Here is a 26,053-nt window from a genome sequence, read left to right on the forward strand (position 1 = left end):
CATGTCCGTTGCCGTCGCCGCCTCCTCTTCTCGTCTGTGGCCCGTCGCCATGCTGCTGGTCGCCATGTGCTCGATCCAGAGCGGTGCTTCGCTGGCCACTTCCCTGTTCCCGATGATCGGCGCGGCGGGCGCGACGGCGATTCGTCTGATCATCGCCTCGATTCTGCTGCTGGCCATACTGCGCCCGTGGCGCAAGCCGGTGACGCGCAAGGCCTGGAAGTCCATCACCATCTACGGCGTGGCACTGGGCGTGATGAACCTGCTGTTCTACCAGGCCCTCAAGACGGTACCGCTGGGCATCGCCGTGGCACTGGAATTCACCGGCCCGCTGGCCGTGGCGCTGCTGAGTTCGCGCCGCTGGATCGACCTTGGCTGGGTGGCACTGGCGATCACCGGACTGGTACTGCTGCTGTTGCTGGGTGAGGACACCGCCGCGCCGATCGACCCCGTCGGTGCCGCCTTCGCCCTCGGCGCTGGCCTCTGCTGGGCGCTGTATATCCTGTTCGGCCAGAAGGCCGGCGCAGGCAATGGCACCCAGAGCGCGGCGCTGGGCATCACGATCGCGGCGCTGGTCGTTGCGCCCGTCGGCCTGATGGAGGCCGGCAGCGCCATGTTCTCCCTCGATATCCTGCCGCTGGCACTGGCCGTCGCAATACTCTCGACCGCGCTACCCTACACCCTCGAGATGGTGGCCTTGCCGCGCCTGCCGACCCACACCTTCGGCACCCTGATGAGTCTGGAACCCGCCATCGGGGCGCTCTCCGGCCTGTTGTTCCTCGGTCAGACGCTGGGCATCTTCCAATGGCTCGCCATCGGCCTGGTCATCGCCGCCTCGGTGGGCACGACGCTGACCGGTCGCAGCAAGGAAGTCTTCGATGGACCAGTGCCGGATTGAGGATGGCGCTGCCGTCTGCAGCTGAGCCGTTCAGATGTTCCGTTCAGCTGAACCGTGCAGACGTACCTCTCAGCTGAACCGTTCAGGTGCCCCTTTCAGGAAGAACGGGACGGTGAATCAGGACGCAGCGTGGGATATCGTGTTTTCCTCTATCACGCTTTTCGAGACAGGAGACCGCCAGATGACATCGCCACGTTCCGCGTCTTCCCCACCCTCCGCTGCGCGCTCCACCGCCCAGATGGTGGTGTGGTTCGGGTTGAGCTTCCTCACTGCCGCCATCGGCGCGCTGGCCTCGGTTGACGCCAAGACCTTCTATGCAAGCCTCACCCAGCCGGCCTGGGCCCCGCCGGCGGGTGCCTTCGGGCCGGTGTGGACGGCGCTGTTCGTGATGATGGCGCTCGCCGCCTGGCGTGTCGCGCGCGATGGCTTGCATGCCAGCAATGGCTTCCGTTGGCGCCATCGTCTGGCGCTCGGGCTGTTCGTGGTGCAGCTGGTCGTCAACGGCCTGTGGAGCTGGCTGTTCTTCGCCTGGCATCTCGGTCAGGCGGCGTTCATCGACGTGCTGGTGCTGTGGACGCTGATCGCCGTCACCCTGATCGCCTTCTGGCGTATCAGTCGCCTGGCCGGGCTGTTGATGCTGCCCTATCTGGCGTGGGTAACGCTGGCCAGTGCGCTGACCTGGTCCGTCTGGCAAGCCAATCCGGCCCTGCTGGGCGGCTGAACCGTCAGCGATCGACCTGACGACAGAAGAGCGGCCAGCACTCGGCCCCCGACGCCAGAACATCCCCCGCAGATACCAAACGACAACGCCCGGCCGACACTCGCATGAGTCTCGGCCGGGCGTTGTCGTATCAAGCGTCATCTTGCTGTTGCGATTCTTGCTGTTGCGATGATGCCTTGCGGTCCTCAGGTGCCGCCGTGCGGGCCTGGTGAGCGATCAGATCGCCTGACGCGCCTTCAAGCGACCTTCCTCTACTACCAGCACGCGATCCGCGACCTTGCGCAGCAGTGCCGCATCATGACTGACCAGCACCAGCGCCGTGCCCTGCTCGCGCACCATCTTCACCATGCAGGCGATCACCTCCTGCTGGACCAGCGGGTCGAGGCGTGAGGTCGGCTCATCGGCGAACACGAAGCGCGGCTTGATCAACATCAGACGCAACAGCGCGAAACGCTGCAGCTCGCCACCCGAGACCTGTCCCGGCAGACGCGAGAGCAATTCCGGCGCCAGGCTCAGTTGTTCCATCAGCTGCGGCAGCTGGCTGTCGTCGAGACGATGGCGTGCGCTGAGATCCTTCAACAGCCGCCCCAGTGTCCGGCGTGGCGGGAAGGTCGCCACGGGGTCCTGGTAGAGCTTCTGATACTCCAGGCGTTCGGCATGCTGGACCACGCGTCCTGAATGCGGTGCCAACAGGCCGAGCAGCGCATCGCCCAGCGATGACTTGCCACAGCCTGAAGCGCCCTGGACGCCGATGATCTCACCGCCCTTCACGCTGAGTTCCACGTCACGCAGCAGTGTGGTGTCCCCGCGCGCGATGGTCAGATTCTCGGCGTGGATGATGGTCTCGCCTGCCGCCTTGCCATCACCACTTGCACTGTCGGCTGCCGGCTTGAAGGTGGTCTCCGGCCAGGCCTGCGGCGCGGCATTCACCAGGCGTTGGGTATAGGCATGTGTCGGCGCGGCCAGCACGTCACGCGTGGCGCCCTGCTCGATCACCTGCCCCCTGCGTACCACCATCAGACGGCCCCCGATCTGGTGTGCCAGCGCCATGTCATGGGTGATGACCATCAAGCCGGCACGCGGTGCCTCGGCCAATGACTTGAGCAGCAGCTCGCCGATCTCGCTGACGCGGGCGGCATCCAGACCCTTGGTCGGCTCGTCGGCGATCAACAGCGGTGCGCCGCCGGCACGGGCAGCCGCAAAGGCCACACGTTGCGCCATGCCACCGGACAGCTTGCCCGGCAACTGCTCGCTGGCCGCGGCGACACCCAGCTGCTCCAGATCACTGCGCGCGGCCGCGTGGGAGGCCTGCGCCGAACGCCCCGCGACCAGTCGATATGCCTCACCGACCTGACGAATCACCTTCATCAGCGGGTCCAGCGCCAGCCAGGGCTCCTGGGGCAATACCGCCAGGCGGCGACCCCAGAGCGGGCGACGATTCTCTGGCGTGTGCAGAGGATATTGCTCGTCGTCGAGCCACAGGCTGCCGGAGGCCACAAGCTCCCGGGGCAGCGTGCCCAGCAGTGCCTGAGCCAGCAGACTCTTGCCGGACCCCGTCTCACCGATCACCACCAGCGGCTCGCCCGCCTTGAGCGCAAGCGAGACAGGCTCCAACAGCGCCGTCTGCGCGCCCTGGACCCGCACGCTCACATCCTCGGCACTCAGCACCACATCATCCGCCGTTGCCCCATGCCGCGTGTAAGAGTCAGGCGTGGTCATTGTCGCGACATTCATGGGCGCGCTCCTTCGAGAGTGTCAGCGGCGGTTGACGTTCTGGCCTTGCTGCCGGACATCAGCAGCAGCCCCAGCAACAGCATGAAGGTGACCAGCACCGGCGTCAGCAGCGCGAATGGCGCTTCACGCCAGTACGGCAACAGCTCGACCATCATGGTGCCCAGCTCTGGCGTGGGCTCCGGAATGCCGACGTGCACGAAGCCCAGCGCGGCAATCGCCATCAGGGCGTTGGCCATGCCGAAGGCCATCGCCGTCATCATCACGGGCGCCATTTCCGGCCACAGGTGATGACGAAACCGGTACCAGGCCCCGAAGCCCAACAGACGGCTGGCCTCGACGCCGGGACTCGCCAGCACGCTGCGACCGGTGGCGCGAGCCAGGCGGAAGAATTCCACCCACAGCACCAGCGACAGACCCAACCACAATGCCAGCGGCGTCGACGGCAGAATGACGCTGACCATCAGCACCAGCAGCAGCCCCGGCAATGCCAGCAGGCTGTCTGCCACCAGGCTCAACAGGCGCTCGGCCCAGCCACCGCGTCCTGCGGCCAGCAGGCCCAGCGAGATGCCCGAAAACGCGGCCAGAATCACCGCCCCCGCGGCGATGGAAAGCGACAGCCCAAGCGCCGCCACCAGGCGGTGGTACAGGGAGCGCCCAAGGTGGTCATAGCCCAGCGGGGCGCTGGTGATCACCTCGCCGGCGTCAGAGACACCGACGGCATCCGCGCCCTGCAGTGCACGATAGAGATGCTGCTCCAGCGGATCTCCCGGTATCACCAGATTGCCCAGCAAGGCCAGCAGCACGAGGCTCGCGACCAGCGCGGCCCCGATAACCCGGCGCAACGGCCAGTCAAGACGTGGACGACGCGCGGCTTCCACGCGCTGCGGCGCAAGCCCTTCCACCACCTGATTCATTTCACACCCCGTGGGTCCAGTTGGCGACCCAGCAGATCGACCAGCAGATTGATCAAGACAAAGCCGACGCCCAGCACCAAAGCGGTGCCCTGCACCATCGGCACATCGCGCGAGAAGATGGCGTGCACCAGCGCATGGCCGATGCCCGGCCAGCCGAAGATGCTCTCGATCACCACCACCCCTTCCACCAGGGTCACGAACTGCAGTCCCAGATAGGTCACCAGCGGCAAGGCCACATGGCGCAGGCCGTGACGCCAGAAGGTCTGGGCGTTGCTGAGGCCCTTCCAGCGCGCGAAATCATGAAAGGCCGTCTGGGTGACGGCGGCCATGGCATCACGTGCCAGGCGTGCCGATACCGCTGCCAGCCCGAGCGCCAGCGTCATCGCCGGCAGAATGAAGTGCTGCGGCTCACCGTGGCCGGCGGCCGGCAGCAGCCCCATCTCCACCGAGATCAGCAGGATCAGCACCAGCGCCAGCAGGAACTGCGGCGTGGCGCGCAGCAGACTGCAGACGGCCAGCAGGCTACGGTCCAGCCAGCCACCAGCACGCAGACCGGCCAGCAGCCCCAGCGGCGGGCCGATCAGCAGCGAGATGCCCAGCGCCGCACCGGCGAGCGACAGGGAGTTGCCCAGCTGATGGCGAATCTCCACCCACACCGATTCACCGGAAATCAGCGAGGTGCCAAGCTCGAGGCGCAGGATATCGCCCAGCCAGTAAAGGAAGTGCAAGCCGCCCTGTGCCTCGAGGCCCAGTTCGGCGCGTACCGAGGCCGCAGCGGCCGCATCCAGCGCATCATAGCCATAGCGGCCGGCCGCGATACGCCAGGCGGCATCGCCGGGCAGACTCTGCATCATCAGATAGCTGGCGCCGCCGACCATCAGCACCACCATCAATAGCTGCAACAGACGTGAAGGGAGATTCATTGTGCCCACCGCAATTCTGAAAGGCCGAAACTACGCTCCCAGGGATCTACCTGAGCGCTTTGCAGTCGATTGGAGATCGCCAGGTTCTGGTAGTACCAGGCGATGGGGATCACGGGCAGCGCCCGCTGGATCACGCCGCTGGCCCGGGCGCGCGGGTCCTGCCCTGCGGGCGTGGGCCCGTAGCCCTCGCGTGCCATGCGCTCAAGCTCGGCGGTGAAGTCCGCATCGAACCAGCCCATCGCGCCCCAGTCGCCACCAGGGGACTCGGGGGTTCCCGCGTAATCGCTCAGCACGTTGCCGATGGGGTCCGGCACCATGGCCAGATTGCGCGCGAACAGCGCCATGTCGAGACTGCCGTCGTGGTGGCCGGCCGGAATCGCCGAGAAGTTGGTGATATCCAGACGCGCCTGGATGCCGATGGCGTGGAACTGGCGCTCCAGCACCGTGGCGACCAGCGGCAGCTCCGGTCGGTCCGAGAAGGTGATCAGGCTGATCGCGAGACGCTGGCCATCCTTGTGGCGGATGCCATCCTCCGCGACCTTCCAACCTGCGGCGTCCAGCAATGCACGCGCCTTGGCGACATCCTGATGCAGCTCGGGCAGTGCGGGGTCATGCCAGCCTTCCACCATCGGCGGGAACAGCTGGCTGGCGCCACGCGGATAGCGCAGCACGACCTGAGCGATGGCGGTGCGATCGATCGCCAGACTCAATGCACGCCGTACAGCGGGGTCCTGGAAGGCCGGATGATTGGCGTTGACCTTCAACAGCATCGTACGCGGCGTCGCGGCCGCCGCCAGAGTCACACGCGGTGACTGGGAGAGACGCTGGCGACTGGCGGGGTCCAGCCCGTAGGTGAAGTCGGCATCTCCGCTCTCGGCGATCAATGCCCTGCCCTCGGCGCGGCTCACCGCCTGATAGCGCGCCTGGCGCACCTCGGGCTGCGGGCCCCAGTAGTCCTCGAAGGCGGTGACTTCCAGGCTCAAGGGCGGCGTCATGCGCAGCATGCGATAGGGGCCGGTGCCGATGACCTGCTGGGCGGTGCCCGTCTCATCGAAGGCTGCCGGCGCGAGTATCTGCTGGCGATAATCGGCCAGATAGGCGGGCAATGCGGCGAAGGGCTCGCTGAGGGCAATCACCAGCGTCTGGGCATCTTCGGCGACGATCCGCTCGACCGGCACCGACTTCAGAAGGCCCGGCTTGGCACGTGCGATCTCGAGCACCTGACGCGCCACCTCGGCATCCAGCTGGCTGCCATCATGGAACTGCACGCCGGAGCGGAGCGTGAAGCGCCACTCCAGACCGTCATCCGAGACCTCCCAATCGGTCGCCAATCCCGGCTGCAGCTCTCCCGTGGCATCCACCTCGACCAGTGTCTCGACGATCTGCATGCGCTGGAAAAGAATGCCGCTGAGCAGCGGGTCCGCCCCCTTGATGTCGAAGGGTGCCACGATCTCCAGACGTCGTGTGTCAGCCGCCGACGCTTGCGCCGCTGAGGCATCTTGCGCATGGCTGGGCTGCACCATGGCCAGGCTCAGCGCGACGCTGGCGACGGCCAGCTGCCTGCGATCGTGAAGGAAGGTTCGGTATTGCCACCGAAGCCTTGAGAGCAATTTGACCATCGATATCGCGAGTCCCGAGCAAGAGCATGGATGCCGACGCGCAACCGGCGCCGACGAACAAAAAACGCAATGTTATAGTGTAACTATTACGTTTTGGCAACTCTCGACTCACCTTCTACGACTGGGCAAAGCTGGACAGGCACTTGAGAGGCACTTGTGAGGTGCTTGAGAGGTGCTTGAGAGACACTTGAGAGATGCGGGACAAGTACTGGACAGGCATTCACTTGTCAGCGGCAACCCAACATCCGATGATAGATGGCAAACTACATTAGTATGCGCTAACCGACTGGTCCGCTATTCTGGACGAATGGTCATCAGTCCGCGCATCTGTGCCCCTACCCTCAACAATAAGCGACAGGATCATGGATGATCTCAGCATTACCCCTATCAGCGATTCGGCTTGCAGCAGCTATCTGAGCGCCGCGGCTCGGCGACTGTGCTGCGGCAACATGCTCGCGACCTACAAACGGCATGGCATGAGCTGGGACGAGGAGTTGTTCAGCGAGCGCTGGCGGGACAACGAGAACTACGCGATACGCATCAATGGCGAATGGGTCGGCTTCATCAGCCTCAAGGCCCTGCCGGACATCCTGTATCTGCGCGACCTGCAACTGGTGCCACATTGGCAAGGCCGTGGTGTCGGCTCCGCCTGCCTGAACTGGTTGATCCAGCTGGCAACGCAGCAGGAGTACGGCCAGTCGCTGATGAAAGACCGAGCCTCCGAGCTCTCCCCGGGCGCTCAGCCCTGCCCGCGCGCGCTGCGCCTGAGAGTCTTCTCCGACAGCCCGGCATTGGCGCTCTACCAGCGCCACGGTTTCACCCTGGTCAATGAGCAGTGCACCCCGACGCGCAGTGGCAGCATCATGGCACTGGAAAGACCCCTCGCCTTCCAGACAGCGCCGACGCTCGCCCCGCGGGGTGATCACGCGCCCCTGCCCCTGTCGGGCAATGCGCCTCTCGACACGATCATCGACGACCTTACCGAGGAAGACGCCTTGACGATCACCGCCAAGCGCAAGCGACAGTCCCCTCCGGCCGCGCGGAATATCGCGCATCATTAGGCGATTTCCCGTGCGCGATTTCCGCCAGATACGACAATGCCCGGTCCTATGACCGGGCATTGTCGTTCAGGGCTCATTCACCATCAGGGGTGAGATTTTACTGCGCTGATGGCTGATGGGCTCCTCCTCAGCGGGCGAGGAAGTCCAGGATATAGCGCACGGTATCCTGCGGCTTTTCATCCGTCACCCAGTGACCGGCATCCTTCACCCAGATCAGCTCGGCACCCGGAATGGCGTCTGTCAGCATCGGGGCGTAATCCGGCTTCTGGAAGTTGTCCTTGTCGCCCCACAGCACCAGAGTCTTGATCTCGATATTCTTGAGCTCACCGGCGATGGCCTGGGTGTATTCCTTGTTGAGACGACGCATGTTGCGGAAGAAAGCCGCCTTGCCTTGCTCGCTGTTCCACTGGGACACATAGCGCTCGACCATCTCTTCGGTCGCGACGGCCGGATCATGCACACCACTGGGCATGAAGCCGCGCATGGTGCTGATGAATTCCTCGACGCTGGTCGCTTCCTCGACGCCCGGCTCCAGCAGCTGCTTGAACTCCGGGATCGGCCAGGAATCGAAGCACACGCTGTCGATCAGTACCTGACGGCGAACACGCTCGGGATGATTGACGGCCATCAGCTGACCGATGCCCCCGCCGATATCATGCGAGACGACATCCGCACTCGCCACACCCAGTGAATCCATCAGCTTGATGAAGATGCGTGTCTGGGCATTGATGGAAACGTCAGCATCCACCGGCATGTCCGACTCGCCATAGTTGAGCATGTCCGGGGCGATGACACGATAATGCCTGGCCAATTCCGGCATCACATCGCGCCACATCAGCTTGTTGGTCGGAATGCCGTGAATCAACAACAGCGGCTGACCTTCACCCATTTCCTTGTAGGCAATGCGGTGACCTTCGATCATCGCATAACGGGTTTCCAGGGCTTCCATTGTCACGTTGTCGTGGCTCATTGCTGACCTCTTCGCTTGATGAATACTCAATCACGGCCTGGCGAAACAGTGCTATATCGCGGTGTTGCCGTGAACGTGGGACCACCTTACGGATTTTTGAGCGACCACTCAAGCACGATTTTGATTGATTGCTCAAAATACGCTTTAATGGCTCCATCAAATTCAAGGGAAACGCCCATGGCCCGTGTCATCAACCGCAGTCTGCTCGATCTTCGCCGCCTGACCATCAACCTGGTGACCTACCCCGAAGGCCACAGCGTGATGCGCCACAACGACCCGATGGGCAGCGGCAGCTACTACAAGCTCAATATCGTGCTCAAGAAGCCCCGCCAGGGCGGTGTCTTCGAGACCGATGGCAGCCTCTTTCGCCTCGCGGACCGCGTGGTGCTGTTTCGCCCCGACCTTCACGAACACAGCGTCAGCCGCATCGAGCGCGGCAAACGCGTACTGCTGAGCATCGCCTTGCACGCGCCCTGGCGCTGACCCGCAATGGGACTGCGCTCAAGAACCTGACGCAAAAGCGGATAATGAGACAGATAGCGGGTAGCGCCTGACGACAAAAAAACGCCAGTCAGCAATTGCTGACTGGCGTTCTTTCCCACCTGAATCCAGGCCAGTAACGACGTGCTCGACAATGTGCTGCCTTGGCTATTTCATCCGGTCCAGCCCGACGCGATAACGGGCAAAGCCCATCTCGTCCTGATCCACCAATGTCATCGGGTAGACCGCCTGGGCATCAATGAATTGCTGCGCATCCTCGCCGGGGGCGGTGGTGAAGCGAATGTCCAGCGGGGTATCGGTGTCGATCGCGGCCAGCCGCCAGTTGTGGTCCGCCGCGGGGTCCACCGCGCCCTGCTGCTGCGTCTGTCGCGAGATGTACTGGGCCAGAATACTGCGATTTTCATCCGGTGACGCGAAGGCGACATGTGGCTCACCGGTGCCGGGGAAGTCCTCGCCGTAGGCGCGATAGTTGTTGGTCGCAAGCAGGAAGACATCGTCGTCCTTGACCGGCTCGCCCTCATAAGTGAGGCCCTGGATACGGTGGGCATCGGCGTTGATCAGCGTGCAATTGCCGTCGTAACGCGCCGGCTGCGTGACATTCACCCGATAGTCGACGCCGTCGATCACGTCGAAGTTGTAGCTGCGGAAACCTTCCCAGTTGATCAAGGGCTGGGGCGTGGCGAGCGCCGGATCAATGCGATGGAACTGGCCGGCGCTGCACTCGAGCCATTCCCGCACTTCCTTGCCGGTGACCTTGAGCGCCACCAGCGTATTCGGATAGAGATAGAGATCGGCGGCATTGCGGAAGCTCAGCTCGCCCGCCTCCATCTCGGTGAACTGGGTCGGGTCATTGTGACGGCCACCGACCTTGAACGGCGCAGCCGCCGAGAGAATCGGCAAGTCTTCCAGGTCCGGGTCGCCTTCGACGAAGCGTTTGACGTAATCGGCCTGGGCGCGATTGACGATCTGGATCGTCGGGTCGTCCTGCACCAGCGCCAGATAGCTCTTCATCGCCGCACTGGCGCGGCCGATGCTGCGATTGACGTACTCGCGCGTGGCATCATGCTCATGATCGACCAGCGCCGCCAGTTCGGCATCTTCCGCCACCTGTGCCTCGCCACCCACCTGAATCGGGCGGGCCTCTGTCTGGCCGCTCACTACCCGCCACTGGCCCGAAGCATTGCTCAGTTCGAGATCCATCACGCCCACATGGCTGCCCCAGTGCCCCGGCATCATCGCCGGCACGCCATTCAGGGTGCCCCTGGCGATATCGGCCCCCGGTACCTCGGCGAATTCCTCGCTGGGGAAGACGGCATGGGCATGCCCGAAGGCGATGCCATCGATGCCCTCGACCTGCGAGAGGTAATACACCGAATTCTCAGCCATCACCCGGTAGGGGTCGGTCGAGATGCCGGAGTGCGGGATGGCGATCACCACATCCGCGCCCTCCCGGCGCATCTCGGGCACCCAGCGCCTGGCGCTCTCGGTGATGTCCTCGGCCGTCAGGCGGCCCTGGAGGTGCTTGCGGTCCCAGGTCATCACCTGCGGCGGCGCGAAGCCGATATAGCCGATCTTCAATGTCTGAGCGTTACCCTCACTGTCGGTGAAGGCATGGGCGGTGATCTGGTAGGGCGTGAAGTACGGCTCGCCTGTCGTGGCGTCCAGCAGGTTGGCGTTCACATAGGGGAACTGCGCGCCGGACAGCGCCTGTTCGAGATACTCGAGCCCGTAATTGAATTCATGATTGCCGATATTGCCGACATCGTAATCCAATTGATTCATGACCTTGTAGGCCGGGAAGACATCGCCCTCCTCGAGACCTTCTGCCGCCATGTAATCGCCCATCGGGCTGCCCTGGATGAGGTCGCCATTGTCCAGCAGCACGCTGTTGGCCACCTCGGCACGCGCCTGCTTGATCAGACTCGCCGCGCGGACCAGGCCGATGCGCACGCTGGGACGGTCCTTGTAATAGTCGTAATCCATCACGTTGGCGTGGATGTCGGTGGTCTCGATCACGCGCAGTGACAGCGTCGCGGCATTGGCTGGCTGAGCGATCATGAAGATACCTCCGAGACTGGCCAGGCCAAGGATGGCTGCCCGCAAAGGCGGCTTGCGCCGACGTCCGGGGTGCTGCGCAACACCTGGCGCGTCAGACGCCCGTTGATCTTCGCTAGCCGATGAAGCATTCGCCATCTCTCACTTCCTTGTCATGGGGGGATGTGCCAGTGCCCCTTGGGGCAGCGCTCCATTATTCAGATGCCGACGCCTCAGGCAACTGGCGGTCCCTGCCCGCCATCCAGCCGACACTCGCCATCAGCACACTGAGGACGGCGCAGACCATCAGTGCCAGCTGCCAATTGCCCTGCATATCGTAGAGCGCGCCGATCAGCGGCGGCCCCATGGCCGCGAGCAGATAGCCCAGCGTCTGCGCCATGCTCGACAGTGACGCCGACTGCATGGCATCACGCGCCCGCAGCCCCATGAATGACAAGGCGAGAATGAAGCTGGCCCCGGAGCCCGCGCCCAGCAACAGCACCCACACCAGTGCCCACTCCGGCATCAGCCATAGCCCGATGAATCCCGCCAGCGACATGCAGGGCGTCGCGAAGGCGATCAGGCGTTGATCCTTCAGGCGCGGCATCAGGGGCACCAGAATCAATCCCGGCAATGCGGAGGCGAGCTGGAGTAGACCATGCAACGAGCCCGCCTTCTCGGCAGAGAAGCCATTGTCCGCCAGCATGCTCGGCAGCCAGCTGTTGACGGTATAGAACAGCAGCGAATTGATGCCCATGAACAGCGTCACCTGCCAGGCCAGTGGCGAATGCCACACCGCTGCCTGACGCACCGGAGGCGCGGCACTCTTCTCGACGTCCTTCTCGGCACCCTTCTCGGCCCCCTTCTCAGCTTCCTTCGCCGCAGCCGGCAGGGAGCGACGTGACAACTGCGGCCACCACACCACCATCGTCACCAATGGCAGGACGACCACTATGAGCATCGCGTACTGCCAGCCAGCGCTGCTGCCCTGGGCCAACGGCACCATCAGCGCCGAGGCGATGGCGGCCATGATGCCCATGGTCAGCACATAGCAGGAGGTGAGCAGCGCGACATGCTGCGCAAAGCTGCGTTTGACCAGACTGGGCAGCAGCACATTGCCCACGGCGATGCCCGCCCCGATCAGGCCGATACCCAGATAGAGGGCCAGCATGCTGCCCTGCACCCGCAGCACGATGCCCGCGGCGATCGTCAGCAAGGCGAGGAAGAGACTGCGTTCAAGCCCGAGACCTCTGGCGAGGCGCGGCACCCAGGGCGAGACGACGACGAAGGCCAGCAGCGGCAGGATCATCAACAGGCCAGCCGCCGTGGCATTGAAGCCCAGCGCCGCCTGCAGACGCTCCAGCAGTGGCGCGATACTGGTGAAGGGCGCACGCAGGTTCATGGCGATCAACAGGATACCGGCGATCAATACGGCCGGATGGCTCAGTCGCCGGACAGGAGACGAGTGGCAGAGTTCAGTCATGAGGCGCTCGCAGCGATCGTGAAACGGGGTAATGGCGGGACGACACCCAAGAGATGAGTCCGCGCACAGAGTGAGGCTAGCTTAATCCCCTCGCCCACTGCAGAATTGAGCCATCATGACATCAGATCACTGAAATCAGACAATCTGCGAGCCGCCATGTCAGTGACCACACCCGTTCTACCGTCATCGCCCGGGGTCAGCACCCGCGGCCCCGATCAGGTGCCCTTCTCCAGCAGCGTCTGCGAGCACGACCCGGACATCTACGAGATTCCGGCCAGCGCCCTGCATGTCGAGACCGGCCAGCAGGTGATGGAGGTGCCGATCCACCAGCATCGCAAGGGACAGCTGGTGATCGCCCTGCATGGCGTGGTGACCAGTCGCGTACCGGAAGGTCTGTGGATGGTGCCGCCGCACAGCGGGGTCTGGATTCCCGGCAACCTGCCCCACAGCAATCATCTGACCCGTGGCGGCCGCGTCTGCCACCTGTTCATCGAGCCCGGTGCGCTCGAGATGCCAAGCCACAGCTGCACGCTGTCGATCTCGCCCCTGCTGCGTGAGCTGGTGCTGCGCCTGGCGGAGCTACCCCAGCCATATCCTGAACAGGGGCCGACAGCGCGGCTGGTCGGCGTGCTGCTGGAAGAACTGGCCTGCATGCCAAGCGAACGTCTGCACCTGCCCTTGCCCGAAGACCCGCGGCTGACCCGCATCAGCGATGCCCTGATCAAGACCCCGGACGACCGACGCACCCTGGCCGAGTGGGCGAGCGAACTGGCGATGAGCGAACGCACCCTCGCCCGGCTTATCCAGCGTGACACCGGCCTGAGCTTCAGCCGCTGGCGTCAGCAACTGCACCTGGTGGTGGCGATTCGCCTGCTGGCCGAAGGCATGAGCGTGCAGCGCGTCTCGGAAGACGTCGGCTATCAGTCCGTCAACGCCTTCATCAGCATGTTCAAGAAGCTGCTCGGCACCACGCCCGCCCGCTACCTGCAGGAACGCGAGCAACGCCGCTCGAGCAGTGGCATGGGCGGCGCGTGACGGCGACGCTTACTGAGTGGCCGCCTGTGCCACGCTGACGGCCAGCGCTTCGACGGAATCCACGATCGGCAGCCGGTCATCCAGCAGCTGGCTGATAATGGAGAGCTCCGTGCAGGCCAGCACCAGCACATCGGCTTCCTGCGCCACCAGGTCAGCGGCGGCCTGACGGAAGGCTCCCCCGACGGCGTCATCACTCACCTGGCCTTTCTTGACGCTGCGGATCACCTCCAGCATCGCGTCCTCATCCTGGGGATAGGCCAGCGACAGACCACGCGACTCGATGAAGCCTTCGTAAAGGCCAATCTTGCGCAGCGCCGGGGAACACAGCATGCCGACACGTGCGCCCGGCCACTGCGCCGCCACCCGGTCCAGGGTGCGCTCGACGATATGCCACACCGGAATCGAGACGGCGTCCTGCGCATCCTGCCAGTAGTAGTGGGCCGTGTTGCAGGGCATGACCAGAAAATCACACCCGGACTGCTCCAGTCGCTGGGCCATTTCCGCGATGGCAGGCCCCGGAGAGACATCGCCCCCTTCCAGCAGAGCCTTGATGCGCGACGGCACCTTGGGATTGTTGTCGACCACCATGTGTACATGATCGATGTCGTCCTCGGCCGGTGTGGCCTGGATCACCTGCTGCATGAAGGCCACCGTGGCATCCGGCCCCATGCCGCCCAACACGCCCACGACGATATGTTCTGCGCCCGAGGCGTCATGCGAGCTTCTCATTGGTCGTTCTCCGACAAAACTCTCACTGAAGATCAAGGCTCGAGAGGATGGCGACGTGGCCGGCATCCTCTCGAGAAACTGTTTCATGAGGCACTGTTTGCGAAGGGCTGTGTTGACGAAAACAGTGATGACGAGCCACAGCCCTCCGCTGCGCCGCTAGAAGCCCATCATGTCCGGCAGCCACATCGTCAGCTGCGGCACGAAGGCCAGCAGCAAGGCGATCAGCACCATGGTGCCGACCAGCGGCAGCGCCCGCACCGAGATCTTCTCGATGGACACGTTGGCGATGCTGGAGCTGATGAACATGTTCTCGCCCAGTGGCGGGGTCGAGAAGCCGATCCCGAGACTCACCACCAGCACGATCCCGAAGTGCACCGGGTCGACGCCCAGCTCCACCATCACCGGCAGCAACACCGGCGTGACGATCATGATGGTGGCCAGAATCTCGATGAACATGCCGACGATCAGCAGGAAGGCGATCACCAGCACCCACACCAGCCACAGGCTGTCGGTGATGTTGAGGATGCCCTGGGCGATCATGGCCGGAATGTGGTGCTCCACCAGGATGCGCCCGAAGGCGGTGGCGGTGAACATGATGATCAGCACGCGACCGGTCAGCCAGGTCGTGTTCTGGAAGGCTTCATTCAAGCCCAGCAGCGAGGACTCCTTGTGAATGAAGACACCGACGAACAGCGCATAGAAGATCGAGACGACGGCGGCTTCGGTCGGCGTGAAGAGACCGCTGTAGATGCCGCCGAGGATGACCACCGGTGCCATCAGTGACCAGAAGCCCTCCTTGAGTACCTTGAAGACTCGCGCCTTGTCATACGGCTCGCCCTGGGCCTGATAGCCGTTGCGCTTGGCGGTGATGTAGTTGGCGATCATCAGGGCCGCCCCCAGCATGATGCCCGGAATGACACCCGCCATGAACAGCGCCGAGATCGACTCGTTGGCGGTCACCCCGTAGATGACCAACGGCATGCTGGGCGGAATCACGACGCCCAGTCCGCCAGCGGTGGCGGTGATCGCCGCCGGATAGCTGCGGCCGTAGCCACGTTCGATCATCGCCGGAATCACCAGCATGCCCACGGCCGCCGTGGTCGCCGGACCCGAGCCGGAGATGGCGCCGAAGAACATGCAGGCCATCACCGCTGCCGCCCCCAGGCCACCTGCGGCCGGGCCCGCCAGCTCTTCGGCGATACGAATCAGACGCCGCGCGATGCCGGCGTCGCCCATCAGGGCGCCCGCCAGAATGAAGGACGGCAATGCCATCAGCGGGAAGGAGTTGATCGCCGAGAACGCCAGCTCCACCAGTGAGGTGATGTCATCACCACTGACGACATAGACCGCCATGGACGCCACCCCAAGGGCAACGACGATGGGTGAGCCCAGAAACAGCAGTGCACCGAACAGAGAGAACAGAATAGTCGCGGCCATGGCATCAGCCTCCCATCTTGGCGGTGCGGGTGTCATCGGCGGCATCCGGGGCCGCTTCCGTGATGCGCTTCACTTCCTCGTCGTCCACGTTGCCGGGCTCGATGCCTCTGACCAGCTTGAGGAACTGCACCTGCAATACGCGAAAGGCCATCAAGGTGAAGGCCACGGGGAAGATGTAATAGACGTAGGCGAGCGACCAGCCGAGCGCCGGTGACTCATAGGGAAACTCGGTGAGAAGCCCGATCAGATCCAGGCTCTTGTAGGCGATGATCAGGCTGAAGAGCGCCCAGATGAGGTCGACGAACAGCAGGATGGCGTTGGCCACCTTGCGCGGCAGCAGATTGATATGGGTCTGCAGCCGATTGTGGGCACTCAAGTGAGCCGCGTGCGCAGCCCCCAGGAAGACGAACCAGACGAAGGCGTAGCGTGCCAGCTCTTCCATCCATGCCATGCCGATACCGAACACGACACGCAATACCACTTGGGAAAACAGCAGGAGTACGAAGACCGCGAGCAGAAAGCGGCAGGCGTAATCCTCGATATTGTTCAATCTGGCCAACATGCGAGCCTCCTTCACGATGAACTGTGAGAGGGATACCAGCACTGTCTGGTATCCCTGCTCGATAGCATTGAACGCAGCGGGGGTCACTCAGACGTCATTCACGCTGACGCCGCGAGCGACCCCGCCCACTCGGGCTCAGTGGCCCAATGCTTTCTGCAATTCGTCGAAGGATTCCTTGCCGCCGATCTCTTCATAGAACTGCGGCCAGACTTCTTCCTTGGCAATGCTGATCCACTTGTCCTCGTCGGTCAGCTGGGCGGACTGCACCCCTTCAGCTTCCATGGCAGCACGCGCCTGAGAGGCCTCGGTCAGCTGGAATTGAAGCGCATAGAGCTGGGCTTCCAGGCCGGCGCGATCGATGATCTCGCGCTCCTCGTCAGAGAGCTTGTTGTAGGTACGCACCCCCATGACGATCGGCTGCAGGGAGTACTGGTAGTGGACCTCGGTCAGATACTTCTGCACTTCCTGGAACTTCATCGTGTAGTTGACGATGTCCGGGTTGTCCTGGCCATCGATCACGCCCTGCTGCAGACCGGTGAAGACTTCCGGCCACGACATGCTGATCGGGCTGGCGCCCCAGGCCTGATAGGTGGCGAGCATGATCTTGTTCTGCGGCACACGAATCTTCATGCCTTCAAGGTCTTCCAGCGACGTCACCGGTCGCTTGGAGTTGGTCAGATAACGGAAGTTGGAATACAGCCAGCTGACGATGTGGACGCCGGCCTGTTTCTCGGCGATCTGGTTCCATTCATCCGCCAGCGGGCCGGTGGTGGCCTTGACGGCATCCGCATGGCTACGCAGTGCATAGGGCATGGTGAGCGCGCCGAGGCGCGGCGCGTAGGGCGTCAGGTTGCCGACGCCGATCAGCGCGAAGTCCAGCTTGCCGATGCGCGTGTCCTGGATCATGCCGGTCTCGGAGCCCAGCTGACCGCCCGGGAACAACTCCACCTGCATCTCGCCATCGGAAAGGTCCTCGACCAGTTCCTCGAAGCGCTGAGCAAGCGCGCCCTGATCCGAATCCATCGGATCGCCCATGCCGACCTTGAAGGTCTTTGCCTGAGCGGTCGCTGACATCGCCAACATCACTGCGGTTGCCAAGAGAGCTTTATTGAACATTGTTATTACTCCACTGGTTGCGGGTCCGCATGGCCTGTCACCAGGACATGCGGATTGAAGATCATGTGGCTTTCAAAGCGTTATCGTTATGGGTTCATCCCCGTCACGTGCTGCCGCCGGGCGTAGTCACGCGACGGTCGAGACAGGTCGTGCACTGTGCAGAGCGTCCTGGATCAAGTCCGCGATGACCTCACAGTCCTGCACGTCAAAGGTCAGCGGGAGACGCAGATCACACAGCGTCGCCAGCACCCGGTCGGCATTGGGCACAGCACGATGGCCGCCCAGATAGGCCCAGCTGTCGTAGCGGCTGGTGTAATCCTCCGGCAGCGGCTTGCCGTACCATTTCACCGGCAGCCCACGCGCTTCACAGCCTGCGATGAAGGCGGCGATCTGCTCGTGGGAGCACTGCGCCAGCGTGAACTGGATGGAGCTTCCGACGTAGCCTTCCAGCGGGCCACGCAGGATGGGCGTGACGCCCTCCATGGCCGCGAGCCGGTCCTGCATGCGGGCATAGAGGGCATTCCAGCGCTCACGACGCTCTGCCAGCTCCCCCAGTTGCGGGCGCAGGATGGCGGCACGCAGATTGTCCATGCGACCACTCATGTTGGGGGTCTGCAGGCGCGTCTCAGCGAAGCTCTCCGCGGCCGGCGCCGCCAGGTGGCGGTCGTACAGCATGTAGGAGCCCGACAGGATGATGGCGCGTCGCATCACCTCATCATCGGCGGTCGCCAGCAGGCCACCCTCACCGGAATTGACGTGCTTGTAGGTCTGGGTGCTGTAGCAGCCGACCTTGCCGAAGGTGCCGCTGGGCTTGCCGTCGTAGCTCGCGCCCATGGTATGCGCGCAATCCTCGATCACCGTGATGCCGCGGCTGTCGCAGACCTGCATGATCGCGTGCATGTCGCCGATATGGCCGCGCATGTGCGAGAGCATGAAGAAGCGGGCCCCGCTCTGATCTGCCGCACGCGCCAGATCCTCCGGATCGACCGTGGTGTCCTCGAGGATATCCACCAGCACCGGCTCGCCACCGGCGGCGACGATGCTGCCGGGCACCGGGGACAGGGTGAAGGCGTTGCACAGCACCTTGTCACCGGCCTCGAGTCCGCAGGCGCGCAGCGCCAGCTGCAGGGCATAGCCGCCGGAGGCACAGGCCAGCGCATGGGGAATGCCCAGACTCGCCGCGAATTCCTGCTCCAGCAGCGCCGTTTCGCCCTGCTCGCCTTCCGCCAGGTTGTAGCGATGCAGGCGACCACTGCGCATCACGGCGACGGCAGCCTCGATGGCGGTGTCGGAGATGGCTTCCTGCTGGGTGAATGACTTGGCAAAACGACGCATGTGGCCTCCTCAATAACGCTTCTGGGCATAGACGGGGAAGTCCCAATCCTGCTCGGGGAAGTATTTGGTAAGGCGCCAGTCACAGGCACGCGCATGGCCTTCCATCCCTTCGGTGCGCGAGATGCGTGAACCGATGGCACTGAACTTGAGGTTGGCTTCGGCACTGAGCTGTTGCGTGGTCAGAACCTTCATGAACTTGTGGACATTCAGACCGCCGGAGTAGCGACCGGCGCGCTTGGTCGGCAGAATGTGGTTGGTGCCGGAACACTTGTCACCGTGGGTGACGGTGCTGCCTTCGCCCAGGAACAGAGAGCCGTAGTTGCTGAGGTTCTGCTTCCACCACTCCAGGTCCTCACACAGCACCTGCAGGTGTTCGCAGGCGTACTGATCACTGATCTGGACCACTTCTTCGCGGGTGTCGCACAGGATGACTTCGCCGTAGTCGCGCCAGGCGGCGTGGATGACCTCGGCGTTGGGCATGTCGTTGCCGACCAGCGGCACCAGCTCGATGACGCGGCGGGCGACCTCTTCACTGGTGGTGAACAGCCACACCGGCGAGTTCGGGCCGTGCTCCGCCTGGGAGACGAGATCCACCGCGATGGTCATCGGGTCTGCGGTGTGATCGGCGATCACCGCCGATTCGGTGGGGCCGGCGAAGACGTCGATGCCGACCTGGCCGAACAGCAGGCGCTTGGCTTCAGCCACGAAGGCGTTGCCCGGGCCGACGAGGATGTCGGCTTCGCGCCCGCCGAACAGGCCGAAGGCCATGCTGGCGACCGCGTGAACGCCGCCCATCTCCAGGATGCGATCGGCGCCAGCCACATGCATGGCATAGGCCACCGCCGGATTGATGCTGTCACCACGCGGCGGCGAACAGGCCGTGATGTGCTTGACGCCGGCGGCCTTGGCCGTGGCGACGCTCATCAGCGCCGAGGCGGCATGCGCGTAGCGTCCGCCCGGCACGTAGCAACCCGCGGCATCGATGGGCAGCACGCGCTGCCCCAGCACGACACCCGGCTCGGTCTCGATCTCGAAGGATGTCAGGCTGTCGCGCTGCGCTTCGGCGAAACGACGGATCTGGCGATGGGCGAAATCGATATCGTCCTTGACGCTCTGCGGCACGCTTTCGATCAGCGTGGCCAGCTTTTCCTCGCTGAGGACGAAATCGCCGCTCCAGTTGTCGAACTTCTCGGCATACATGCGCACGGCGTCTTCACCACGCGAGCGAATGTCCTGCAGCATGTCCTGGACGATGGCCGTGGTGCGCTGATCTTCCTCTGCCACGCCGTCGGCTGCTTCAGCCAGCTTGAGGTGTCTGATTGTCATTGTGATTCCCCGAAAACTGCTGTGATCATCACGCTCCCTTGCCAGCTGGGCCGGGGAGCGTGTCGTTACGGGATGCGTCAGTCACGCCGCTGTCGTCAGGCGGGACGCATCACTGGCCGCAAACGCTATCAGGCCTGGTAATCCGCGAAGTTGAAGGCATCCGGGTAGCCGAACAGGGCCACGGCACCGCCGGTGTGCAGGAAGACCACGTTCTCGCCTTCCTTGAAGTGTCCCTTGCGCACCAGGTCGATCAGACCTGCCATGCCCTTGCCGGAGTAGACCGGGTCCAGCAGGATGCCTTCCTGCTGAGCCAGCAGCGTGACGGCCTCGACCATGCTTTCGGTCGGAATGCCGTAGCCTTCACCGACGTAATCGCAATTGGCGACGACATCTTCACGCTTGACCACGTCAGACAGGCCCAGCTTGGCTTCGGTCTTCTGTGCCAGCGCGAAGACATTGCCTTCCTGCTTGTCCTTCGGGGCCCGCACGCCGATACCGAGTACCGGAATGCCGGAGTTGCAGGCGGTCAGGCCCGTCACCAGGCCCGCCTGGGTACCGGCGCTGCCGGTGGCGTGCACGAGGTGATCGATCTTGAGGCCCATGTCGTTGGCCTGGGACAGCAGTTCGAGGGCGGCATTCACGTAACCCAGCGCACCGATCTCGTTGGAACCACCACCCGGGATGATGTAAGGCTTCTTGCCCTTGCCGATCAGCTTGTCGGCCAGCGCTTCCATCTCGGCCGCCATGTCGGCACCGCCTTCACGCTTGGCGACCGTCGCGCCATGCAGCTGGTCGAGGAAGACGTTGCCGTTGTAGTTGTAGCTGCGGTCGTCGCTGCCGGTACGGTCTTCCAGCAGGATGTGGCACTCAAGACCCAGCTTGCAGGCAGCGGCAGCGGTCTGCCGCGCGTGGTTGGACTGGGTAGCGCCCTGGGTGATGATGGTGTCGGCGCCCTGCTCCAGCGCGTCCGCCATCAGGAATTCCAGCTTGCGGGTCTTGTTGCCACCGGTGGAAAGCCCGGTGCAGTCATCACGTTTGATCCAGAGACGCGGCCCACCCAACAGCTTGCTCAGGTTGTCCATCGGCTCCAGCGGAGTCGAGAGGTGACCAAGGCGAACACGGGGAAAACGGGACAGATGCATACGAGCCTCCAGGCGAGTCATTGTTGTCATAGGGGGTTACTCTCATAACGACGTTCGTCGAATGTGTGACATCACTCCGGCACGCCGCCGAGCGGTCTTCTCAACAGTAAGCCGCGATTCTCGCCAGTCCCAATGCCATGTTTCTCAAAGTTTGTTACTTTTCTGCATGACCAGCTCTTTGCTCTGGTCCGATGAAGGCATCCAGAAGATCGCCATGCCCGCAACGCCGACCGGCAGTCATATCCATTGCCTGTGGCCCCTGGCCCTTCGGCGCTGAGGCACCATTGACGAACTATTGATATGTCATGCACCCGAGGTGTGCGTGCGGGCTTCACCCCAACAAGCACTCGGTGCATGATGGCCGACCTCCAACAACAACCGACATCTCCTCAGGCGACGCATGAAGATCGAATGGATCGAAGACTTTCTCGCATTGATCGAGGCCGGGACCTTCTCGCTGGCAGCCGAGCGACGCAACGTGACGCAACCCGCCTTCTCGCGCCGGATACGGCAGCTGGAAGAGTGGCTGGGCGTCGAGCTGGTCTATCGTCAGTCGCAGCGCATGATCCTCACCGAGCACGCGCTGGAATATGAACAGGAAATGCGGGAATGGCTGGCGCGGCTCTACACGCTGCGCAGCCGCCTGCGTAGCGAGGCCCGCCAGGGGCCGAAGGCGATCATCACCACCCAGCACACCCTCACCGTCAGCTATCTGCCGCGGTTGCTGCGCTATTTCCGCCACAACTCCCCCGAAGCCGGACTGCAGGTGAAATCACTGGATCGCAGCGAATGCCTGCAACTGTTCGAGCATGACCAGGCAGACCTGCTGCTGTGCTCCGAACTGCAGGGCGCACCGATCTTCGATGACAACGGCGACACCCAGCGCATCTCGCTGGGGCTGGAGCGGCTGCTGCCGGTGTGTGCTCCGGACGCCCAGGGGCGCCCCCTGCACCTGCCGCGCAGTGACCAGCGCCTGCCCTTGATCGCCTATGATCCGGAGAGTTTTCTGGGCCAGATTCTGGCCTCGCCCTACCTGATGGACCTGCAGCGCGCCCAGGACATCGACATCATCTGCGAGACGTCCTTCACGCTGGGCATTCGTGAACTGGTGATGGCCGGATTGGGAGTCGGTTGGCTGCCCCACGGCCTGATCGAGGATGATCTGGAGAGCGGCAGACTGGTCTCGCTATTGGATGATCTGGGCGGCCCGACCCTCGAGGTGGCCTGCTATTGTCGCCGTGGCAAGCACAGCGCGGCGACCGAGTCGCTGTGGCAACTGCTCAACGAGAGCCCACCCTCGGTGTAAGCCCACCTGGCGCTCACCTGTCTGCCGAGCACTGACTTGACCAGCACTGACTTCACTAGCACTGACAGGACCAGCACGCACCTGCCAACCGTTTCTTGAGGAACCAGCATGAATCTCATCAACCCCGACAAGCTGTTGCAGAGCAAATGGACCGCCGTGTCACCCCGGGAACGTGAGCGCCATTTCATCGTCACACGCCTGATTCGCGATGAGCAGGACGAACATGTGGTCGAGGTCGTGTTGCAGGCGGTGCTGACACGCAGGGATTACACCCTCGCCTGGCGCGAGCTCAAGGCAGATGATGTCTGGCAGATGGGCTGGAAATGACGGGCTGGAAATGATGACCTGACATGAGCATCGCTGAACGCATAAACGCCGCCCGAGGGCGGCGTTTATGCGTCTACGCAACAGAGGATGAGACGGGGTGATGCCTGATCTTGACTGACCTTGGCTGGCATTGAGACTGACCGAAAGTCACTGAGAAAAGACCTCAGGCCACGACCTCGGCTTCCAGCTGATCACACAGCAGCGCCATGCGCTGCACCGCTTCCAGCAGGCTGTCGTCCGGCACGGTCAGAGCGACACGTACCAGCGGCGTACCGCAATCGCCGAAGACGCTGCCGGGCATCACCGCCACCTGCTGCTGTTCCAGCAGCCGCCAGGCGAATTGCTCACCGTTCAGACCGGTGCGTGAGACATCGACCATCAGGAACATGCCGCCCTGGGGCAGGCTGGAGGACAGCTGCGGGATGGCCGCCAGCGCCTCATGCACCAGACGCGCGCGGCGCCCGAGAGAGTCGCGCAGACGCTCGGTGGTATCGAAATCCCCGCGCAGTGCGGCCTCGGTCATGTCGGCGATGAAGGGCTGGTTGCCGAACAGCATGGTTTCCGAGACAGGCAACAGCCGACGACAGAATTCCGCCGAGCCGATGGCCCAGCCACTGCGAAAGCCGGTAGCGGCGTGACTCTTGGAAATGGAGGACACCACCACGGTGCGCTCACGCAGTGCCTCGATTTCCAGCGGCGAGACGAATTCGCCCGTGAAGATCAGCGCTTCATAGACCTCATCGCAGACGATCCACAGATCATGCTCGCGACATAGCGCACCGATGTGCTCGAGGGTCGCCCGATCCATCACCGCCCCGGTCGGGTTGTGCGGGGTATTGAGCAGCAACACACGGCTCTGCGGCGTGATGGCCGCGGCCAGATCCCGTGGCTGCAACACGAAGCCATGCTCCATGCGCAGCGGTACCGGCTGCAGGTCACCGCCGGCGCCGCGGATCACACCCTCATAGGTGGCGTAGTAGGGATCGCCGGTCAGTACGCCGGCCCCCTCCTCCACCAGTGCCAGCATCACCGCGAACAGCGCCGTCTGCGTGCCGGGGAAACACAGCACGTTGTCTGCGCTGATCTCGGGCATGCGCGCGGCGTAGCGCTCGGCCAGTGCCGCAACCAGCCCCGGCTCACCACGGCCATCAGAGTAGCGGGTACGGCCAGCGCGCAGCGCCTCGACACAGTGCTCGACCAGGGCCGGATGCGTGGCGATATCCGGCTCGCCGATGGTCAGCTCGATGATCGGCTCGCCGGCCTGGATACGCTGGCGGGCAGCGCTGTGAACGGCCCATTTGTCACCGCCCAGATCACTCAGTCGTTCGGTAATGGTGGCGTAGCGCATGCTCAACTCCTGTGAGGTGGGGGTGATGTCGTAATAGCGACGTGCTCAAGCAAGGTGCCCTGTGGCAGCCGCAGAATGCCCTCTGCCGCCCGCATGGCGATCGCGGGCAGCCGCTCGACCGGATAGAGGCCGTGTTCCAGCCCGCCTTCCAGCCACAGGCCATCGATCAAGCCATTGAGGGCGATCGCCTGCTCCTGACAATCGCTCTCGGTGGCGGGCAGCGCGTGGGCACTCAGCACCGGCTGGACCAGCTGTGCGAGCAGATCGAGAAACTCGCGATAGGTTTCCTGGTGCACCGCCGAATAGCTGGCATCGTGGCGCACCCGGCCAATGAAGGTCGCCCACAGGGAGATCTTGTGGGCAGCCAGGTTGGGCTGCGTGAGGCTCGCCGCGATGAAGCGCGCCAGACGACACGCCGGGGATTCATCACTGGCCGGGCTGGCATCGGCGATATCGGAGGTCAACTGGCCCATCATGTAGGCGTAGGCGGCCCGCACCATGTCGTCCTTGGTGCCGAAATGGTGGCGAATCAGCCCGGGCGAGACGCCGGCCGCCTCGGCCACGCGGCGCACGCTGGCGCCGGCCAGACCGTGCTGCGCGACACAGCTCAAGGTGGCTTCCAGCAGGTCGCGACGACGCTGGTCCTGGGAAAGCCGCTGGAATGCCTTGCGACTCATCGTGATGTCTCCCGTCCAGTCGCTGCCCCGCGCATCAGGCACTCGATGGGCTGATCAACGACGATGCTTTCAGCAACGATGCCTTTAACAACGATGCTTTTAGCAACGATAATCACAGCCAAGGCTCTCCAGCAGTCGCAGATGAGACTCCCACTCCAGCGCCAGATCTCCCTCCTCGTGGATGGCCATGTCGTACTGACCGACCACATGCTCACAGATCTCCGGCGAGAGGCGGCGCACCGGCTGGCCCATGGACAGGGTCGCGACCTGGATCTCGCAGCTGCGCTCGAGATAGAACATGTTGTTGAACATCTCGGCGGCAGAGGCGCCGGTGGTCAGCAGGCCATGATTGCGCAGGATCAGCGCCGGATTGTCGCCAAGGCTCGCCACGATGCGCTCGCGCTCATCCAGATCCAGCGCGATACCCTCGTAATCGTGGTAGGAGACGCGGCCATGGAACTGCAGGGCGATCTGATTCAGGGGCAAGAGCCCTTCTTCCAGGCTCGACACCGCCACACCGGCGCGGGTATGGGTATGCATGATCCAGCTGGCTGAGTGACTTGCCGCATGAATCGCCGAGTGAATGGTGAAACCGGCCGGATTGACCCGCGCGGCGCTGTCATCGACCTTCTGGCCGTTGACGTCGATCTTGACCAGCGAGGACGCCGTGATTTCCTCCCAGCGCCAGCCGTAGGGATTGATCAGAAAATGCCCTTCCTCATCCGGCATTCGCGCCGTGATGTGGGTGTAGATCAGGTCGGTCATGCGATAGTGCGCTGCCAACCGGTAGCAGGCCGCCAGGTCCAGGCGTGCTTGCCACTCCGCGTCACTCATGGTCGATGCCGGCATGTTGCTGTC

24 protein-coding genes are annotated in these 26,053 nt (G+C 63.6%); 7 read left to right on the forward strand and 17 right to left on the reverse strand.

Annotation, left to right across the window (positions count from 1 at the left end):
• Position 1: 1 nt before the first annotated feature.
• Both rhtA and MSG32_RS06230 read left to right on the forward strand, forming a co-directional pair.
• The gene (gene rhtA, locus MSG32_RS06225) at positions 2-895 is read left to right on the forward strand and encodes a threonine/homoserine exporter RhtA (protein ID WP_248378686.1); all 894 of its coding nucleotides are present in this window, start codon (positions 2-4) and stop codon (positions 893-895) included.
• 181 nt (positions 896-1,076) lie between these two features.
• Positions 1,077-1,616 (forward strand): TspO/MBR family protein, encoded by a 540-nt coding sequence (locus MSG32_RS06230; RefSeq protein WP_248378689.1) that lies wholly within the window; start codon positions 1,077-1,079, stop codon positions 1,614-1,616.
• A gap of 216 nt (positions 1,617-1,832) precedes the next feature.
• Here MSG32_RS06230 and MSG32_RS06235 read toward each other — a convergent pair whose 3' ends face one another.
• From MSG32_RS06235 to MSG32_RS06250, 4 genes are read right to left on the reverse strand one after another with little or no spacing between them, the layout of a single operon-like run.
• Positions 1,833-3,350, reverse strand: a complete 1,518-nt coding sequence (locus MSG32_RS06235) for an ATP-binding cassette domain-containing protein (protein ID WP_248378691.1) — start codon at positions 3,348-3,350, stop codon at positions 1,833-1,835.
• Positions 3,347-4,264 (reverse strand): ABC transporter permease subunit, encoded by a 918-nt coding sequence (locus MSG32_RS06240; protein WP_248378694.1) that lies wholly within the window; start codon positions 4,262-4,264, stop codon positions 3,347-3,349. Before MSG32_RS06240 ends, MSG32_RS06235 begins: the two co-directional genes overlap by 4 nt.
• Complete coding sequence (locus MSG32_RS06245) at positions 4,261-5,187, reverse strand: ABC transporter permease (protein ID WP_054556011.1); 927 nt, start codon at positions 5,185-5,187, stop codon at positions 4,261-4,263. The genes MSG32_RS06240 and MSG32_RS06245 overlap by 4 nt, the downstream gene beginning before the upstream one ends.
• On the reverse strand, positions 5,184-6,710 hold the full coding sequence (locus tag MSG32_RS06250; RefSeq protein ID WP_248378697.1) for an ABC transporter substrate-binding protein: 1,527 nt from the start codon (positions 6,708-6,710) through the stop codon (positions 5,184-5,186). The genes MSG32_RS06245 and MSG32_RS06250 overlap by 4 nt, the downstream gene beginning before the upstream one ends.
• Positions 6,711-7,168: 458 nt before the next feature.
• Here MSG32_RS06250 and MSG32_RS06255 point away from each other — a divergent pair, with 458 nt between their 5' ends.
• On the forward strand, positions 7,169-7,867 hold the full coding sequence (locus MSG32_RS06255) for a GNAT family N-acetyltransferase (RefSeq protein WP_248378698.1): 699 nt from the start codon (positions 7,169-7,171) through the stop codon (positions 7,865-7,867).
• 127 nt (positions 7,868-7,994) lie between these two features.
• On the opposite strand, the gene MSG32_RS06260 is transcribed toward MSG32_RS06255, so the two are convergent.
• Positions 7,995-8,837, reverse strand: a complete 843-nt coding sequence (locus tag MSG32_RS06260; RefSeq protein WP_225347979.1) for an alpha/beta hydrolase — start codon at positions 8,835-8,837, stop codon at positions 7,995-7,997.
• Between the two features lie 177 nt (positions 8,838-9,014).
• Here MSG32_RS06260 and MSG32_RS06265 point away from each other — a divergent pair, with 177 nt between their 5' ends.
• Entirely contained in the window at positions 9,015-9,320 is a 306-nt protein-coding gene (locus tag MSG32_RS06265) for a hypothetical protein (protein WP_084208808.1), read from the forward strand.
• 165 nt (positions 9,321-9,485) lie between these two features.
• Here the strand turns inward: MSG32_RS06265 and MSG32_RS06270 are convergent, their stop codons facing one another.
• Positions 9,486-11,396, reverse strand: a complete 1,911-nt coding sequence (locus MSG32_RS06270) for a bifunctional 2',3'-cyclic-nucleotide 2'-phosphodiesterase/3'-nucleotidase (RefSeq protein WP_248378701.1) — start codon at positions 11,394-11,396, stop codon at positions 9,486-9,488.
• 190 nt (positions 11,397-11,586) lie between these two features.
• Positions 11,587-12,855 (reverse strand): MFS transporter, encoded by a 1,269-nt coding sequence (locus tag MSG32_RS06275; protein WP_248378704.1) that lies wholly within the window; start codon positions 12,853-12,855, stop codon positions 11,587-11,589.
• A gap of 156 nt (positions 12,856-13,011) precedes the next feature.
• Here MSG32_RS06275 and MSG32_RS06280 point away from each other — a divergent pair, with 156 nt between their 5' ends.
• Positions 13,012-13,890 carry a helix-turn-helix transcriptional regulator gene (locus MSG32_RS06280; protein ID WP_248378707.1) on the forward strand — a complete coding sequence of 293 codons (879 nt, stop codon included), beginning with the start codon at positions 13,012-13,014 and terminating at the stop codon, positions 13,888-13,890.
• Between the two features lie 9 nt (positions 13,891-13,899).
• On the opposite strand, the gene MSG32_RS06285 is transcribed toward MSG32_RS06280, so the two are convergent.
• The 7 genes from MSG32_RS06285 to MSG32_RS06315 form a co-directional block, all read right to left on the reverse strand.
• Positions 13,900-14,619, reverse strand: a complete 720-nt coding sequence (locus tag MSG32_RS06285; RefSeq protein WP_248378710.1) for an amino acid racemase — start codon at positions 14,617-14,619, stop codon at positions 13,900-13,902.
• A 156-nt stretch (positions 14,620-14,775) separates the two neighbouring features.
• Entirely contained in the window at positions 14,776-16,056 is a 1,281-nt protein-coding gene (locus MSG32_RS06290) for a TRAP transporter large permease (protein WP_043332797.1), read from the reverse strand.
• Between the two features lie 4 nt (positions 16,057-16,060).
• Positions 16,061-16,618 (reverse strand): TRAP transporter small permease, encoded by a 558-nt coding sequence (locus MSG32_RS06295; RefSeq protein WP_077376958.1) that lies wholly within the window; start codon positions 16,616-16,618, stop codon positions 16,061-16,063.
• 135 nt (positions 16,619-16,753) lie between these two features.
• Complete coding sequence (locus MSG32_RS06300; protein ID WP_213114127.1) at positions 16,754-17,692, reverse strand: TRAP transporter substrate-binding protein; 939 nt, start codon at positions 17,690-17,692, stop codon at positions 16,754-16,756.
• Positions 17,693-17,860: 168 nt separating this feature from the next.
• Positions 17,861-19,069, reverse strand: coding sequence for an aminotransferase class I/II-fold pyridoxal phosphate-dependent enzyme (locus tag MSG32_RS06305; RefSeq protein WP_248378713.1), 1,209 nt, complete (start codon positions 19,067-19,069; stop codon positions 17,861-17,863).
• A 9-nt stretch (positions 19,070-19,078) separates the two neighbouring features.
• Positions 19,079-20,395 (reverse strand): histidinol dehydrogenase, encoded by a 1,317-nt coding sequence (gene hisD / locus MSG32_RS06310; protein WP_282460312.1) that lies wholly within the window; start codon positions 20,393-20,395, stop codon positions 19,079-19,081.
• A gap of 128 nt (positions 20,396-20,523) precedes the next feature.
• The gene (locus MSG32_RS06315; RefSeq protein ID WP_054556003.1) at positions 20,524-21,537 is read right to left on the reverse strand and encodes a D-cysteine desulfhydrase; all 1,014 of its coding nucleotides are present in this window, start codon (positions 21,535-21,537) and stop codon (positions 20,524-20,526) included.
• Positions 21,538-21,937: 400 nt separating this feature from the next.
• Between MSG32_RS06315 and MSG32_RS06320 the strand changes: the two genes are divergently transcribed.
• Positions 21,938-22,843, forward strand: coding sequence for a LysR family transcriptional regulator (locus tag MSG32_RS06320; protein ID WP_043332806.1), 906 nt, complete (start codon positions 21,938-21,940; stop codon positions 22,841-22,843).
• 108 nt (positions 22,844-22,951) lie between these two features.
• A complete protein-coding gene (locus MSG32_RS06325; protein ID WP_248378716.1) occupies positions 22,952-23,170 on the forward strand; it encodes a TIGR02450 family Trp-rich protein in 219 nt (72 codons plus the stop codon).
• A gap of 163 nt (positions 23,171-23,333) precedes the next feature.
• Here MSG32_RS06325 and MSG32_RS06330 read toward each other — a convergent pair whose 3' ends face one another.
• From MSG32_RS06330 to MSG32_RS06340, 3 genes are all read right to left on the reverse strand, one after another.
• Positions 23,334-24,518, reverse strand: a complete 1,185-nt coding sequence (locus MSG32_RS06330; protein WP_248378719.1) for a pyridoxal phosphate-dependent aminotransferase — start codon at positions 24,516-24,518, stop codon at positions 23,334-23,336.
• Positions 24,519-24,520: 2 nt separating this feature from the next.
• Positions 24,521-25,195, reverse strand: coding sequence for a TetR family transcriptional regulator C-terminal domain-containing protein (locus MSG32_RS06335; protein ID WP_248378723.1), 675 nt, complete (start codon positions 25,193-25,195; stop codon positions 24,521-24,523).
• Positions 25,196-25,294: 99 nt separating this feature from the next.
• The gene (locus tag MSG32_RS06340) at positions 25,295-26,044 is read right to left on the reverse strand and encodes a class II aldolase/adducin family protein (RefSeq protein ID WP_248378726.1); all 750 of its coding nucleotides are present in this window, start codon (positions 26,042-26,044) and stop codon (positions 25,295-25,297) included.
• Positions 26,045-26,053 lie beyond the last annotated feature (9 nt).

The sequence above is a fragment of the Cobetia sp. 1CM21F genome (genome assembly GCF_023161745.1).
GTDB lineage: Bacteria > Pseudomonadota > Gammaproteobacteria > Pseudomonadales > Halomonadaceae > Cobetia > Cobetia amphilecti.